At 61.2% G+C, this 15,476-nt stretch carries 11 protein-coding genes; 2 read left to right on the top strand and 9 right to left on the bottom strand.

The window, feature by feature from the left end; genetic code table 11:
• Nucleotides 1-22 precede the first annotated feature (22 nt).
• From AC3I65_RS24120 to AC3I65_RS24100, 5 genes are all read right to left on the bottom strand, one after another.
• Complete coding sequence (locus AC3I65_RS24120; RefSeq protein WP_160893940.1) at nt 23-2,461, bottom strand: TonB-dependent siderophore receptor; 2,439 nt, start codon at nt 2,459-2,461, stop codon at nt 23-25.
• A gap of 212 nt (nt 2,462-2,673) precedes the next feature.
• Nucleotides 2,674-3,654 (bottom strand): FecR domain-containing protein, encoded by a 981-nt coding sequence (locus tag AC3I65_RS24115; RefSeq protein WP_488524224.1) that lies wholly within the window; start codon nt 3,652-3,654, stop codon nt 2,674-2,676.
• Complete coding sequence (locus tag AC3I65_RS24110) at nt 3,651-4,169, bottom strand: RNA polymerase sigma factor (RefSeq protein ID WP_092400806.1); 519 nt, start codon at nt 4,167-4,169, stop codon at nt 3,651-3,653. Before AC3I65_RS24110 ends, AC3I65_RS24115 begins: the two co-directional genes overlap by 4 nt.
• Nucleotides 4,170-4,384: 215 nt before the next feature.
• Nucleotides 4,385-5,092 carry a 3'-5' exonuclease gene (locus AC3I65_RS24105; protein WP_047228127.1) on the bottom strand — a complete coding sequence of 236 codons (708 nt, stop codon included), beginning with the start codon at nt 5,090-5,092 and terminating at the stop codon, nt 4,385-4,387.
• On the bottom strand, nt 5,089-7,023 hold the full coding sequence (locus AC3I65_RS24100; RefSeq protein WP_305468590.1) for a putative nucleotidyltransferase substrate binding domain-containing protein: 1,935 nt from the start codon (nt 7,021-7,023) through the stop codon (nt 5,089-5,091). Before AC3I65_RS24100 ends, AC3I65_RS24105 begins: the two co-directional genes overlap by 4 nt.
• 257 nt (nt 7,024-7,280) lie before the next feature.
• Here AC3I65_RS24100 and AC3I65_RS24095 point away from each other — a divergent pair, with 257 nt between their 5' ends.
• Entirely contained in the window at nt 7,281-7,727 is a 447-nt protein-coding gene (locus tag AC3I65_RS24095; RefSeq protein ID WP_047228125.1) for a response regulator, read from the top strand.
• Nucleotides 7,728-7,853: 126 nt separating this feature from the next.
• Here AC3I65_RS24095 and AC3I65_RS24090 read toward each other — a convergent pair whose 3' ends face one another.
• On the bottom strand, nt 7,854-10,031 hold the full coding sequence (locus AC3I65_RS24090) for a malate synthase G (RefSeq protein ID WP_047228124.1): 2,178 nt from the start codon (nt 10,029-10,031) through the stop codon (nt 7,854-7,856).
• Between the two features lie 492 nt (nt 10,032-10,523).
• On the opposite strand from AC3I65_RS24090, the gene AC3I65_RS24085 reads away from it, so the two are divergent.
• On the top strand, nt 10,524-11,042 hold the full coding sequence (locus AC3I65_RS24085; RefSeq protein WP_047228123.1) for a glycine cleavage system transcriptional repressor: 519 nt from the start codon (nt 10,524-10,526) through the stop codon (nt 11,040-11,042).
• Between the two features lie 217 nt (nt 11,043-11,259).
• Here AC3I65_RS24085 and rarD read toward each other — a convergent pair whose 3' ends face one another.
• The 3 genes from rarD to AC3I65_RS24070 form a co-directional block, all read right to left on the bottom strand.
• Nucleotides 11,260-12,147 (bottom strand): EamA family transporter RarD, encoded by an 888-nt coding sequence (gene rarD, locus AC3I65_RS24080; RefSeq protein WP_047228122.1) that lies wholly within the window; start codon nt 12,145-12,147, stop codon nt 11,260-11,262.
• Between the two features lie 203 nt (nt 12,148-12,350).
• Nucleotides 12,351-13,325: a serine/threonine protein kinase gene (locus AC3I65_RS24075; RefSeq protein ID WP_047228121.1), complete on the bottom strand. Its 975-nt coding sequence runs from the start codon at nt 13,323-13,325 to the stop codon at nt 12,351-12,353.
• A gap of 204 nt (nt 13,326-13,529) precedes the next feature.
• Nucleotides 13,530-15,425 carry a PhoX family protein gene (locus tag AC3I65_RS24070; RefSeq protein ID WP_047228120.1) on the bottom strand — a complete coding sequence of 632 codons (1,896 nt, stop codon included), beginning with the start codon at nt 15,423-15,425 and terminating at the stop codon, nt 13,530-13,532.
• Nucleotides 15,426-15,476 lie beyond the last annotated feature (51 nt).

The following is a 15,476-nucleotide window of genomic DNA, read 5'->3' as shown; positions in this document are numbered from 1 at the left end:
GGTTTACGCAAATGCTAACCGTTTACCATTTGTAATTCACGCTGGCGACGACGCTGCGTTGATCGCCGTAGTAGCAGTAGAAACCGTCACACGTGGACAGGTAGTCCTTGTTGAAGACGTTTTTTGCATCCACCGCCACCGATACCCCTTTGAGCGAGTTGTTCAGGCGACCCAGGTCGTAATGGGCCGAGGCGTCATACACGGTATAGGAGCCGACATGGCCCCAGTCGGTGTTGGTGGTGTTGCCATAGGTGTCGCCGACGTAACGCACACCCGCACCGACACCAAAGCCGTCCAGCGGGCCGTTGTGCCAGGTGTAGTCCGCCCAGGCGGTGGCTTGGTTACGCGGCACCTGGGCCATGCGCTTGCCTTTTTCCGCCGTCGTGCCTTTGGTGATTTCACTGTCGTTGTAGGTGTAGGAGCCGATGAGCTTCAGGTTGTCGGTCACGTCGCCCGAGGCCTCCAACTCCAGGCCACGTACCTGTACTTCACCCACTTGGCGGGTGACGTTGTTTTCGGTGACAGAGTTGTTTTTCTGGGTCAGGTCGAACACCGCCGCCGTCAGCAGGGTTTTGGTGCCGGGTGGCTGGTACTTGATGCCCGCTTCGTACTGTTCGCCTTCGGTCGGCTTGAATGCATCGGTGCTGTTGACGTTGGTTCCGGCCGCTGCCTGGAAGGACTGGGCGAAAGAAATGTACGGCGTCACGCCATTGTCGAAGACGTAGCTCAGCGCCGCGTTGCCGCTGAATTTCTTGTCGCGCTGGGTGTTGGTCGCGCCGGCCTGGTTGTGGAATTCGGTGCCGGTGTGGATCCAGTCTTCACGACCACCGAGGGTCAGACGCCAGTTGTCCAGGGCGATCTGGTCCTGGATGTAGAGACCGGTTTGCTGGGTCTTCTGGTTGTAGTCGTACATGGTGAAGTACTGGACGTTGGAGAAATCCTGTCCGTAGGTCGGGTTGTGGATATTGCTGGCCGGTACGCCGGTCGAGCCCCACAGCCAGCGCGAGTTGCTGTTGGAGCGCTGGTGATCCAGGCCCAGCAACAAGGTGTGGCTCAGGGCTGCGGTTTGGAAGTCGGCCTGGAAGTTGTTGTCCACGGCGAACTGGCTTACGTCTTCATCGACGATACCCGCTGTTCGCTGCACGGTTCCGTCGGCGCTGACCGCTTCGTCGGGGCCGGCCGGCCAGATCTGCCCGCCCGCAGTGACACCCTGAAACTCCAGGTCGCTCTTGGTATAGCGCAGGTTCTGGCGGAACTGCCAAGTGTCGTTCAGACGATGTTCAAACGCATAGCCGAGGGCGTAGTAGGTGCGGTCGTAGAATTCCCAGTCCGGGTCACCCAGGTTTTTGTGGTGGGAAATCTTGCCGGCCGGCGACGACAGCTTGGTGCCTTGCAGCGGCAGGAATTGCCCGGTGATGCCGGTGTCGTCGCGGGTGTACTGGGACAGGAAGGTCAGGCGCGTGTCGTCGTTGATGTTCCAGGTCAGGCTGGGGGCGATGTTGTAGCGTTTGTCCGGGATGTGATCGACCTGGGCGTTGCTGTCGCGCACCGTGCCGCTGACCCGATACAGGAACTGGCCTTCGTCATCGACCTTGCCGGTGCTATCGAAGTTGATCTGCTTGTGTTCGTAGCTGCCGGCTTGCAGTTCGACCTCGTGACTGCTTTGAGCTTGCGGGCGACGGCTGACCATGTCCAGCATGCCGCCGGGTGGCGTCTGGCCGTAGATCGAAGACGCCGGACCACGCAGCACGGCGATGCGTTCGAGGTTCCAGGGCTCGATTTTCGGCGTGACGTAGTTGCCCTTGGGCAGCGGCAGACCATCGAGGAACTGCGTCGGTACAAAACCGCGCACCAGCAGCCAGTCGTTGCGTGAGTCCGAGCCGTAGCCGCTGCTCTGCACGCCAGCGGTGTAGCGCAGGGCGTCATTGAGGTTGAGGACCGAGCGATCTTCCATCTGCTGGCGTGTGACCACGGAAACCGAGCGCGGCAGTTCGACAATCGGCGTATCGGTCTTGGTGCCGGCTGCCGTGCGAGTGGCGACATAGCCATCGGTCGGACCCCACGCGGTCTCGCTGAGGCCGGCGCCGATCACGCTGGTTTCCGGCAAAGCCATGACGCCTTCGGGCACGGCCACCAGGCTGTAGGTGCCGGCGCTGCTTTGTTGCAGTTGAAGGCCGGTGCCGCGCAACGCCTCACGTAATGCGCCAATGGCATCGAACTGGCCCTGGACCGGTGCCGAGGTTTTGCCCGAGGCCAGGGACGGGGTCAGACTCAGGGCGAGCCCGGCCTGACTGGCGATCTGGTTCAGGGTGCTGGCCAATGGTGCGGCGGGCAGGTTGTAGGTGCGCACGCTCGAGGCTTGTTCGGCGGCCAGCAACGGGCCGCTGACCAACGGGGCGGCAAAAGCGATGGCAACGGCCAACAGACTGGGGCGCAACAGGGTGTCTAGCGGGCGGGACATACGGCGGCTCCTGAATGGAAATATTTCTCAATTGCCTTGGTGCCGGATGAAAATTCAAAAGTGATAGGGCTGGATGAAAATAATTTAGATTCAGATTGGGGTGAGGTGTCCAACGGGTCTTCGGATCGGGACGGCTTCATCGCGAGCAGGCTCGCTCCCATAGCGGATCACTGAAGATCAAATGTGGGAGCGAGCCTGCTCGCGATGGGGCCTCAAGGCTTGGTCTCGGCCCTCGGCCCCACCATCACCCACCAGCGCGTGTGATGCTCGACTTGCACCGGCAAGGTCGGCAGCAGGGCACTGAGTGCCAGATCGGTGTCGTGCAGCGGGAAGCTGCCAGTGATGCGCAGGTCTGCCACCTGTGGCTCGACACCCAGGTAGCCGCGACGATAGCGTCCCAGCTCATGGACCAGGTCTTCGAGGCGGGCGTTGTCCACCACCAGCATGCCGCGGGTCCAGGCATCGGCACCCGGATTCAGGGCCATCGTCGGCCCGAGGCCGTCGCGACGCATCAACACCTGCTGGCCTTCGCGCAGGATCTGCTCTTCGTCGGTGGCCTGCGGATGCGCCGCCACTGCCGACTTCAACACGCTCAGGCGCGTGCCTTCTGCTTCTCGCTTGACCAAAAAACGGGTGCCCAGGGCGCGCATGTTGCCTTCGCGGGTTTCAACGATAAACGGACGCGGATCGTTGTGGCCGGTTTCCACCAGGATCTCGCCTTCTTGCAGGACAATGCGGCGTTGCTTGTCATCGAAACGCACGTCCAGCGCACTGTGGGTGTTGATGTTGATCAGCGTGCCGTCGGCCAGGCGCAGGACGCGTTGTTCGCCGGTGGCGGTGCGCTGGTCGGCCAGCCAGTAATCCAGCGGCAAGTAACGATCTCCGGCAAACAACGCCAGGCCGATCACTGCAACAATGCTGGCCAGGCTGCTGCCGAGCTTGCGCACCCGGCGACGGATGTTTGCTCTGGATTGCAACAACGCGGCTCGCCCAGGGCCGTTGGCGACACTGAAGCGTTGGTCAAGCATGCCCAGTTGCCGCCAGGCCCGGGCGTGTTCTTCGTCGGCGGCATGCCATTGGGCGAACGCTTCCCGCTCCTGGGCACTACCGCCGCCTGAGTCCAAGGACAGTTGCCAGGCAATGGCCGCATCCAGAACCCCGGTCGAGACGGGTTTGGAAGAAGGCGTGCTCATGTCGGCTCACCATAAAGCGCGATGTAGCACTGGCGCATGCCCTGGGCCAGGTACTGCCGCACCCGGGGCACGGAAACCCCCAGGCGCTCGGCGATTTCTGCATGGCTGAGGCCGTCGAGGCGGTTGTAAAGGAAGGCGGCGCGGGCCTTGCTCGACAATTTGCCAAGCAGCCGATCGATAGCCTTGAGGTCTTCGAGGATCAGTTGCTGCTCTTCCAACGACGGCTGTTCGTTTTCCGGGATCAGCATCAGCTCGGTGAGGTAGGCCTGCTCCAGCGCCGCCCGACGGAAATAATCGAACAGCAGTCCCTTGGCGATCGCCACCAGAAACGCCCTGGGCTCTCGGGGCGCTGTCAGTTCCTCCCGACCCAGCAGGCGCACGAAGGTGTCCTGGCTCAGATCTTCGGCCCGCTGCGGGCAGGCCACGTTGCGGCGCAGCCATGCCAATAGCCACCCGCGATGGTCACGGTACAACGCACCAACCAGATCACTGTGGGGGCTTGGGACTGACGACACGAAGCATCACCGACGTTTTAAGTAACGAGAATTGTTCGCGATTGTCGCAGAGGCGGGGGAGAGAAAGCAATTGGCGCTGGTCGGAGCACGATCCGCGGGTTCAGGTGAGTCTGTAGGAGCAAGGCTTGCCCGCGATGGCATCGCCGGGACTGGCAGCCAGGCCGAGTCGCCTGCATCGCGGGCAAGCCTTGCTCCCACAGGTCAACCACCTTGGGCTAAAGCGAAGGCGCCCGTTGCCGTCGCTTCCATTGGCTCAGGTGCTGTTGCAGCTCAAGCGGGCTATGGATCTGCTGCTGACGGGCACGGCTGAACAGAATGAGCGCCAATTCGGCGGTGGCCAGGGCGTCGGCGCTGGCGTTATGACGGTCGAAGACTTGCAATTTGCACCAGTCGATCCAGTCGTCCAGGCCGGCCTTGCGCAGGTGCGCTTGAGGGCAGAGCATCGGCGCCAGGTCAGCGACATCCAGAAACGAATGCTGCAAGCGATAACCGAGGTAATCCTTCAGTGCTCGCCCCAGCATGTGGGAGTCGAACGGCGCATGAAATGCCAGCAGAGGGCTGTCGCCGACGAATTCCATGAACGCCAGCAGCGCCTCGGCGGGGTCGCTGCCGGCGGCAATTTCACTCGGCGCCAGGCCATGGATCAATACGCTGGGTCCCAGCTTCTGCTTGTCGCACTGCAAGGTGCGTTCGAACTGTTGGCTGAAGTCGATGGCGCCGTCCTCTATGACCACCGCACCGATGGACAGCACCTGATCCTTGTTCAGGTTCAACCCCGTGGTTTCCAGATCCAGCACCACCCAGCGTTGCTCCCTCAGGCTGCATTCACCCAGGGGCGCGGGGGCCGGCAGGCGCTCCAGGCGCTGTTGCACGTCTTCAGGCAACATCGGTTGGACCGGGCGTAACCAGGAAAAAATGCTCACAACTGGTACCTCAGCGTCAGGCTGCTTTGCAGCCGTTGGGCTTGGCGCAGGGATTCGCGCAGAATGCGCCGGTCCAGATGATTAAGGCTGTCGGGGTCGACCCGGTTGGAGTAGGGCAGGTTTTCGCGGGTCTGCAGTTGATGTTGTTGCATGCGGGTTTGCTGGATGAAGTGGTAGGCCTCTTCATAGGCCGCGCCATCGAGCGGTTGGATCACGTCCTTGATGACCAGTTGCCGCAAGCGCTCCAGGGTATTGTTGGCTTCGATGCCATTGGCCAGGGCCAGCAGGCGAGCGCCGTCGACAAAAGGCGTCAGGCCTTGCACTTTCAGGTCCAGGGTGGCTTTTTCGCCGTTCTTGCGGCTGAGCACGAAATCCCTGAAGCGTCCCACCGGTGGACGATGACGCAGCGCGTTCTCGGCCATCATGCGCTGGAACAAACGGTTATCGGCCACCTGTTCGAGCACTTGCTGGCGCAACTGCTCACAGCCTTGCTCATCGCCCCAGACCACCCGCAGGTCGAAATAGATACTCGAGCTCAATAGGTTTTCCGGCGTCGCTTCACGAATGAATGCGGCAAAGCGTCGGGCCCATTCGGCGCGGGACAGGCACAGCTCCGGGTTGCCGGCCATGATGTTGCCCTTGCACAAGGTGAAACCACAGAGGGCCAGGCTCTGGTTGATCTGTTGGGCGATGGGCAGCAGCAGCCCGCGGATCTGCGCCGCATGGGCGGCGTCCCGGGCTTCGAACAGGATGCCGTTGTCCTGGTCGGTGTGCAGGGTCTGCTCGCGCCGGCCTTCACTGCCGAAACACAACCAACTGAACGGCACGCCCGGGTCACCCTTGTCGGCCAGGGTCAGTTCGATGACCCGGCACACGGTGTGGTCGTTGAGCAGTGTGATGATCTGGGTGATCTGCGTCGACGACGCACCATGGGCCAGCATGCGCTCGACCAATTGACCGATCTCGCCGCGCAGGGCCACCAGGGTCTCGACTTTCGGAGCGCTGCTGATGGTCCGTGCCAGATGTACCAGGTCGACCCGCTGCAGGGAAAACAGATCGCGCTCGGACACCACGCCGCACAAGCGATGGTCCTTGACCAGACAAACATGGGCAATGTGGCGCTCAGTCATGGCGATGGCCGCGTCGAAGGCGCTGTGGTCCGGCGAGAGATAGAAGGGTGTCGGGGTCATGTGCGCGGCGATGGCTTCGGAAAAATCCCCGGAGCCGTCGGCGACCACATGCCGCAGGTCGCGCAGGGTAAAAATCCCTACCGGCGCTTTTTGCTCGTTCACCACCACAATGCTTCCGACCTGCTGTTCGTGCATCAGTTTCACGGCTTCGCGCAGGGGCATGTCGGGGTTGCAACTCACCGGATGACGCATCGCCAGCTCGCCCAGCCGGGTGTTGAGGGAGTATTGGGTGCCGAGGGTTTGCGCGGACTTCTGCTGGACTTGCTGATTGAACTGGTCGAGCAGGCTGCTAACTCCACGCAGCGCGAAATCACGAAACGGGCTCGACAGGGCGAATAGCTTGATGAATGCCTGCTTGTTCAACTGCAGGCAGAAGGTGTCCTCGCCGGCACGGTGTTCGGTGCGCGTGGCCCGCTCGCCCAGCAGCGCGGCAAGGGGGAAGCATTCGCCGGTGGTGATTTCGAAGGTGGTCTCGGTGCCACCTTTTGCCGAATGCGGACGCTCGCCCACGACCCGGCCCTGCTTGACGATATAAAAGTGTTCCACCGTGCCGTCGGCCGGTTTGATGATGGTGTCCCCCGGTGCGTAAAAACGCAGCAGGCATTGCTCCACCAGATAAGCCAGGTGAGCGTTTTCCATTTGGTTGAACGGGGGAAAACGCTGAAGGAATTGCAGCGTTCCCTGGATGTTCTGCAACACCGCGGTTTTCCCAGCCTGGGTAAAGGCGTCCGTTTTTTTCATAACCATGGCGCAGTCTTTTTTGAATTGTTGTGGTCGGATCTGTCCCCATGGTCAACCCCTGAGGGTAGGGTGCCCATTGGACGTAAGTCTAGGTCAACGCAAAAGGCTGGGAACGATAGAAAAATCCCTCGTGTGGTCTATCCGAAGCCTGCAATAAATGTACTTGGAAAAAAATCCGACGAAGTGCACATTGAAGCGACGCAGAACGATGTCTGACCACTGTGCCAGGGGATCGATTAAAGAACGTAGAGAGCATCATGTCCGACCACGATATTTTGAGTGACGCCGAGCGCGAGGCGCTGAGTGCCGTCATGCTGGAACCCGACCTGCCGCCGCAACGAGTCTTGATTGTCGATGACGACAAGGACGCCCGTGAGCTGCTATCGGAAATTCTGGCCCTGGACGGCATTCACTGCATGACCGCCGCCAGCGGTGAAACGGCGCTCAAGTTGCTGGAAACCAAGCCGTCGATTGGCCTATTGATCACTGACTTGCGTATGGGCAATGTCGATGGCCTTGAACTGGTCCGCCTGGTCCGTGAGTCGGAGCGGGCAGCGCTGCCGATCATCCTCGTCTCCGGCGATGCCGACGTGAAGGACGCCATCGAAGCGATGCACCTGAGCGTAGTGGATTTTTTGCTCAAGCCTATTGATACGGAAAAATTGCTGGGTCTGGTCAAGCATGAGCTGGGGATGGATCTTTAAAATTGTCTGTGGGAGCCGATGAATCCCACAATGACTAGAGCATCAGCTAGGGCTTGGTGATTTTGCAATGAAAAAGCCCTGATCTTTCGATCAGGGCTTTTTCTTGTGCTGCGTTTTACCCTTCAATCACAGCCCATTGGCTGCCTTGAACTCGCGACGACGACGGTGCAGCACCGGCTCGGTATAGCCGTTAGGCTGCCGGGTGCCTTCGATCACCAACTCCACTGCCGCCTGGAAGGCGATGTTGCTGTCGAAGTCCGGCGCCAGTGGACGGTACAGCGGGTCGCTGGCGTTCTGGCGGTCCACCACCGGCGCCATGCGCTTGAGGCTTTCCATCACCTGGTCCTGGGTGACGATGCCATGGCGCAGCCAGTTGGCGATGTGCTGGCTGGAAATACGCAGCGTCGCACGGTCTTCCATCAGGCCAATATCGTTGATGTCCGGCACCTTGGAGCAACCTACGCCCTGGTCGATCCAGCGCACCACGTAACCGAGGATGCCCTGGGCATTGTTGTCCAGTTCGTTCCTGATCTGCTCCGGCGTCCAGTTCGGGTTCACGGCCAACGGGATGGTCAGGATGTCGTCCACCGAGGCGCGGGCACGTTGGGCCAGTTCGGCCTGACGGGCGAACACGTCGACCTTGTGATAATGCAGCGCGTGCAGCGCTGCAGCGGTCGGCGACGGAACCCACGCGGTGTTGGCACCGGCCATGGGATGAGCGATTTTCTGCTCCAGCATCGCTGCCATCAGGTCCGGCATGGCCCACATGCCCTTGCCGATCTGTGCGCGACCCTGCAGGCCGGTGCTCAGGCCGATATCGACGTTCCAATTCTCATACGCGGCGATCCACTTCTCGGCTTTCATATCAGCCTTGCGCACCATCGGGCCGGCTTCCATGGAGGTGTGGATTTCGTCGCCGGTGCGGTCCAGGAAGCCGGTGTTGATGAACACCACGCGTTCACTGGCGGCCTTGATGCAGGCCTTGAGGTTGACCGTGGTCCGGCGCTCCTCGTCCATGATCCCGACCTTGAGGGTGTTGCGCGGCAGGTTCAGCACGTCCTCGACGCGACCGAACAGTTCGTTGGTGAACGCCGCTTCTTCCGGCCCGTGCATCTTCGGCTTGACGATGTACACCGAGCCGGTACGGCTGTTGCGGCGCGAAGTATTGCCGTTGAGGCTGTGGATTGCCGCCAGGCTGGTGACCAGGCCATCCAGGATGCCTTCCGGTACTTCCTGACCGTCCTTGTCCAGGATCGCGTCGATAGTCATCAGATGACCGACGTTGCGCACGAACAGGAGCGAGCGGCCATGCAGGGTCAGGCCCGAACCGTCCACTGTCGTGTACGCACGATCGGGGTTCATGGTGCGGGTAAACGTTTGACCGCCCTTGGCGACCTGTTCCGACAGATCGCCCTTCATCAGGCCGAGCCAGTTACGGTAGATCACCACTTTGTCATCGGCATCGACGGCGGCGACCGAGTCTTCGCAGTCCATGATGGTGGTCAGCGCCGCTTCCATCAGGATGTCTTTGACGCCGGCGGCATCGGTCTGGCCGACGGGGGTGCTGGCGTCGATCTGGATTTCGAAGTGCAGGCCGTTGTGCTTCAACAGCACGGTGGTCGGTGCCGAAGCGTCGCCCTGGAAACCGATCAGTTGCGCGTCGTCACGCAGGCCGCTGTTGCTGCCGCCCTTGAGGGCAACCACCAGTTTGCCATCGACGATCTTGTAAGCGGTGGAATCGACATGGGAGCCGGCGGCCAACGGCGCGGCTTCGTCGAGGAAGGCGCGGGCAAAGGCAATGACCTTGTCGCCGCGTACCTTGTTGTAGCCTTTGCCTTTCTCCGCGCCGTCGGCTTCGCTGATGGCATCGGTGCCGTACAGCGCGTCGTACAAAGAACCCCAGCGGGCGTTCGAGGCATTGAGGGCGAAGCGGGCATTCATCACCGGCACGACCAGTTGCGGGCCGGCCATGCGGGCGATTTCGTCATCGACATTTTGCGTCGTGGCCTGGAAATCCGCCGCTTCTGGCAGCAGATAACCGATGTCTTGCAGGAAGGCTTTGTAAGCCACGGCGTCGTGGGCCTGGCCGGCACGGGCCTGGTGCCAGGCATCGATCTGTGCCTGGAAATCGTCGCGTTTGGCGAGTAGGGCTTTGTTCTTCGGGGCCAGGTCGTGGATGACTTTGTCGGCACCGGCCCAGAACGCATCGGCGGTGAGGCCGGTTCCGGGGATAGCTTCGTTATTCACGAAGTCGAACAGGACTTTGGCGACCCGCAGGCCACCGACTTGAACGTGTTCAGTCATTGCTTGCCTCACTCTGCTCAGCTATTTCGCTTTTCAGCTCTTCGATTTTGACAATGAAGCCTCGGGACATTTAAACCACAAACCCCGGAACCAGTACATGCCATCGCTGGCGGCTGGGTGGGACCTGTCACGGGCGTTAAGCCTTGCTGACGGGGCTTTCAGGGATGCGACCGCGCCTTGAACAGTCATTGGTCCAACATTATGTAGTGCGCGCTGCGGCATACTACATGATCAATTGCGGTTGTGAAAATTAGACTAATTGCGTCGTTCCGCGACCCACTAAAGTGTTACGGTCACGACGAGGCACGGGATGTTCTCAAAAAACGTATGGATTGTTCCATATAAATCTTGATCTTTGTACACGATGTATCTGGTTTCATCCTGTGGGAGCAAGCTTTGCTCTCACAGGAGCGAGGTATATATCTTTAGGCCATCAGTCTGCTCGCGACCACCTGCCTATACTCTTCTTTCCACAACAAGAGGGCTCGCGCCATGGACCATCTCGTCATCACTGTTTTCGCCCCGGACAAGCCCGGGTTGGTCGAGCAGATCGCCCTTTGCATCGCCGAGCACGGCGGTAACTGGCTGGAAAGCCGCATGTCCCGTCTGGCGGGACAATTTGCCGGGATCCTGCGCCTGAGCGTTCCGGCTGAGTCCCATGATGAATTGATCGAAGCCTTGCAAGGCCTGTCGGCCCACAACATCCGCGTGCTGATCGCCGAGGGCATCGTCGAAGAGTCCTGCACTTGGAAGCCTATCGCGATGGAGCTGGTGGGTAATGATCGCCCGGGGATCGTGCGCGACATCACGCGCTTGCTGAGTGAGCAGGGCGTCAACGTCGAGCGACTGGTCACGGACGTGCGGCCGGCGCCGATGAGCAGCGAGTTACTGTTTCATGCCGAAGCGATCCTCGGGGTGCCAGTGACCTTGTCCCTGGACACTTTGCAGGAGCGTTTGGAAACCCTGGCCGATGAACTGATGGTGGAGCTGAAACTCAGCGACGAGAACTGATAAAGGTTATCCAAGGAAAAACTGCGCCTGCCTGTGGATAACCTGTAGAGACACCTCGCCAGCCCACGTCCGCCGGGCGCTGGCGGGATATGATTAAAAAATCACCAGTTTTCAAGGGCTTGTGCACAAACGGCGGGGATCACGCTGTGGATAACCTTGGGAAGGATAAGCGCAGGCCACGCCAGGCGTGGCCTGTGGAGGTTCGTACGTTTTTTGATCAGTTGCGCCGGCGCATGCTGATCACGGCATCGACGCTATACACCGCAAGCCCAGCCCAGATAAACAGGAACGCCACCAATGTGCTGGACGACAGGTGCTCACCGAACAGCAGTACGGCGAGCAACAACACCAGCGTCGGTGCGATGTACTGGAGGAACCCGAGGGTGGTGTAGGGCAAATGCCGCGCCGCAGCGTTAAAGCACACCAACGGCACCAGCGTCACGGGCCCGGCCGCCACCAGCCACCAGGCTTCGGAGGTGGTCCAGAAAACGGCTTGGGCGCTGGTAGCCGCCGGGTTGAACAACAACCAGGCAATGGCGATCGGCACCAGCATCCAGGTTTCCACTACCAGTCCGGGTAAAGCCTTGACCGGCGCCTGCTTGCGGATCAGCCCATAAAAGCCGAAGGTCAGCGCCAGCACCAGCGACACCCAAGGCAGGCTGCCCACTTGCCAGACCTGCTGCGCCACACCGACCGCGGCCAACCCCACCGCCAGCCACTGCATGCGTCGCAACCGTTCACCCAGGATCAACATGCCGAGCAATACGTTCACCAGCGGGTTGATGTAGTACCCCAGGCTCGCTTCGAGCATGCGCTCGTTGTTCACCGCCCAGACATAGGTCAACCAGTTGGCCGCGATCAACGTACCGCTCAGGGCCAGGATTGCCAGCCGCTGTGGATTGTCCCGCAGTTCGCGCCACCAGCCCGGGTGTTTCCAGACCATCAGCAACGCCGCGCCGAACAGCGCCGACCACAGCACCCGGTGGATGATGATCTCCACGGACGGCACGTTGGCGATGGCTTTGAAATAGATCGGGAACAGACCCCAGATGATGTAGGCACTCAGGCCCAGGATATACCCGCGACGCGGGTTGGCGGCTTGCATGCAGAATCCTTGCTTAGGCAGCTAACAAAAGAGTGATTGTAAGGAGATTTGTCAGATTGTGCTGTGAACCTTTATGCGCGCCATCGCCGGCCCCTGTGGGAGCGAGCTCGCTCGCGATGACGATGGCCCATTCAACATGGACATCGACTGACCTACCGCGATCGCGAGCAGGCTCGCTCCCACAGGGGGGCGGCAGTGGCAAATCAGAACAACTTCAACGGCTCCTCATTGAGCGCCGCCAGTTGCTCGCGCAACGCCAACACCTGGTCGCCCCAGTAGCGTTCGCTGCCGAACCACGGGAAGCTGCGCGGGAACGCCGGATCGTCCCAACGGCGCGCCAGCCAGGCGCTGTAGTGCATCAGGCGCAAGGCCCGCAGTGGCTCGATCAAGGCCAGTTCACGCGGGTCAAAGTCATGAAACTCGCGGTAGCCGTCCATCAATTCCGACAACTGCCCCAGGCATTCCTGGCGATCACCGGCGAGCATCATCCACAAATCCTGTACCGCCGGGCCCATGCGGCAGTCGTCCAGGTCGACGATATGAAAAACCTCGTCGCGGCACATCATGTTGCCGGGGTGGCAGTCGCCGTGCATGCGGATGTTCTGGTGAGGCGTGGCGGCATAGACCTCTTCGACCCGTTTGAGCAGGTCCCGGGCCACCGACTCGTAGGCCGGAAGCAGGCTGCGGGGTACGAAACCGCTTTGCAGCACGGTGGCCAGCGAATCGTGGCCGAAGTTTTTCACGCCCAACGCTTCACGATGCTCGAACGGACGGGTCGACCCGACCGCGTGCAGACGCCCGAGCAATTGCCCCAGGCGATAGAGTTGGTCGAGGTTGCCCGGCTCAGGCGCGCGCCCGCCACGCCGGGGAAACAGGGTGAAACGAAACCCGGCGTGTTCGTGCAGACTGACGCCGTTGTGAATCAGCGGCGCCACCACCGGCACGTCGCATTCGGCCAGTTCGAAGGTGAAGCGGTGCTCTTCCAGAATCGCTTCGTTGGTCCAGCGCTGAGGGCGATAGAACTTGGCGATCAGCGGCTCGGCGTCTTCGATACCCACCTGATAGACACGGTTTTCATAGCTGTTGAGGGCCAGCACACGGGCATCGCTGAGCAAGCCCATGCTTTCAACGGCATCGAGCACCAGGTCGGGTGTGAGGGTTTCAAACGGATGGGACATGCTGACTCCTGCGCAGCGGCAGGGCTGCCGCGTCCGGCCCAGCATGGTAGCGCAGACGGAGGGAGATAGGTGACGGCTGTCGGTGATCGTTCCCACGCTCTGCGTGGGAACGCCTCATGTGACGCTCCGCGTTACTCTTTGGGACGCGGAGCGTCCCTGGCTGCATCCCCACGCAGAGCGTGGGAACGATCAGCGTGAGGGCTATCAGGCGCCGATGACCCCGCCATCCTCACGAGTAATCACCATCACCGACGACCGCGGCTTACCGTTGGGCAGGTGCTCAGGGAACGTCGAGCCGCCGCTGGGATGCTGGATGCCGACGAACAGGGTTTTGTAGTCTGGCGAGAAGCTGATGCCGGTCACTTCGCAACCCACCGGCCCGACCAAGAATCGACGGATTTCGCCGCTGTCGGGGTCGGCGCAGAGCATCTGGTTGTTGCCCATGCCGGCGAAGTCCCCGGTATTGCTGAAATCACCGTCGGTCTGAATCCACAGCCGCCCGGCCTTGTCGAAGCCCAGGCCATCGGGGCTGTTGAACATGTTCTGGGCGTTGATGTTGGACGAGCCGGCTTTCGGCGTGCCGGCGTGTACCGCCGGGTTGCCGGCGACCACGAACAGATCCCAGGAGAAGGTCTTGGAGGCATGATCGTCGCGGTCGGTGCGCCAGCGCAGGATCTGCCCGTAGACGTTCTTGGCCCGAGGGTTTGGCCCTTCCACCGGTTGACCGGCATCACCGCGCTTGGAGTTGTTGGTCAGGGTGCAATAGACCTGGCCGTCCTTGGGGCTGACCACGATCCACTCGGGGCGGTCCATGCGCGTGGCGCCAACGGCACTGGCGGCCAGGCGCGCATGGATCAGCACTTCGGCCTGGTCAGCGAAACCGCTGCTGGCGTCGATGCCGTTCTTGCCGTGGGTCAGCTCGATCCACTGGCCCTTGCCTTTGGGGTGGTCCGGGTTGCCGTCGCCGGCATCGAAGCGCGCCACATACAAGGTGCCGTGGTCCAGCAGGTTGCGGTTGGCTTTGGCATTGCGATGGTTGATGCGCTCGCGGCTGACGAACTTGTAGATGAATTCGCCGCGCTCGTCATCGCCCATGTACACCACGGCGCGACCGTCATTGGTCTGCGCGAGGGCGGCGTTTTCGTGTTTGAAACGGCCCAGAGCAGTGCGTTTTACCGGGGTGGATTGCGGGTCGAACGGATCGATTTCCACCACCCAGCCATGGCGATTGAGTTCGTTGGGGTTCTTCGCCAGATCAAAACGCGGGTCGTGCAGGTGCCAGTTGATTTCACTGCTGGTGACGGTGGCGCCATAGCGTTTTTGTGCCGCGTCGAACTGCAGGTCCGCCTTGCTGCTGCCGAAGCAGTCAGTGAAGTTCTCTTCGCAGGTCAGGTACGTGCCCCACGGCGTCATGCCGTTGGCGCAGTTCTGGAAAGTCCCCAGCACTTTTTTGCCGCTCTTGTCGGCGCTGGTTTTCAGCAGGTCGTGGCCGGCTGCCGGACCACGCAGGCGAATCGGCGTGTTGCCGTGGATCCGGCGGTTGTAGCGCGATTCCTGGACGAACTGCCACTGGCCGCGACGACGCTGGATCTCGATCACCGACACGCCTTCGGCGGCTTGGGCCTTGCGCACGTCTTCGGCCGACTGCGGCTGGCCGCCGTGAGGGAACAGGTATTGGTAGTTGGTGTACTCGTTGTTGATCGCCATCAGCGCCCGGTTCTTGTCGCCGGGGAATTCGAACAGGCTCATGCCGTCGGTGTTGTCGCCAAACTGCTCTTCCTGAGCGCGGGCTGTTCCATTGCCACTGGGGTCGAACGCCGGTGCATTTTTGCGCAGTGGCTGGCCCCAACTGATCAGCACCGAGGCTTTGTAGCCCGGAGGCAGGGTAATGGTGTCGGCCGTGGCGGCGGCGATGCTTTTAAAGCCCAGCAGCTTGCTGTTGCCTTCGCTCACGGCGGCGGCCAGCACGCTGCGGCTCAGCAGGTTGCCGCCCAGGAACATCGCCGCGCCGCACAGGGCGCCGGCGCTGATGAAGCTTCGACGGCTCAGGCCGACGATCTTTTCCAGGTCGGTGGATTGGTTTTCTTCTAATAGGCTCATCATCAGGCTCCCTGCTGGTTTTGGCAGTCACCTTAAAGCGGGTCGATGAAA

It is taken from the genome of Pseudomonas sp. N-1-13 (genome assembly GCF_057787095.1).
This window is presented reverse-complemented; position numbering and strand designations above follow the sequence as displayed.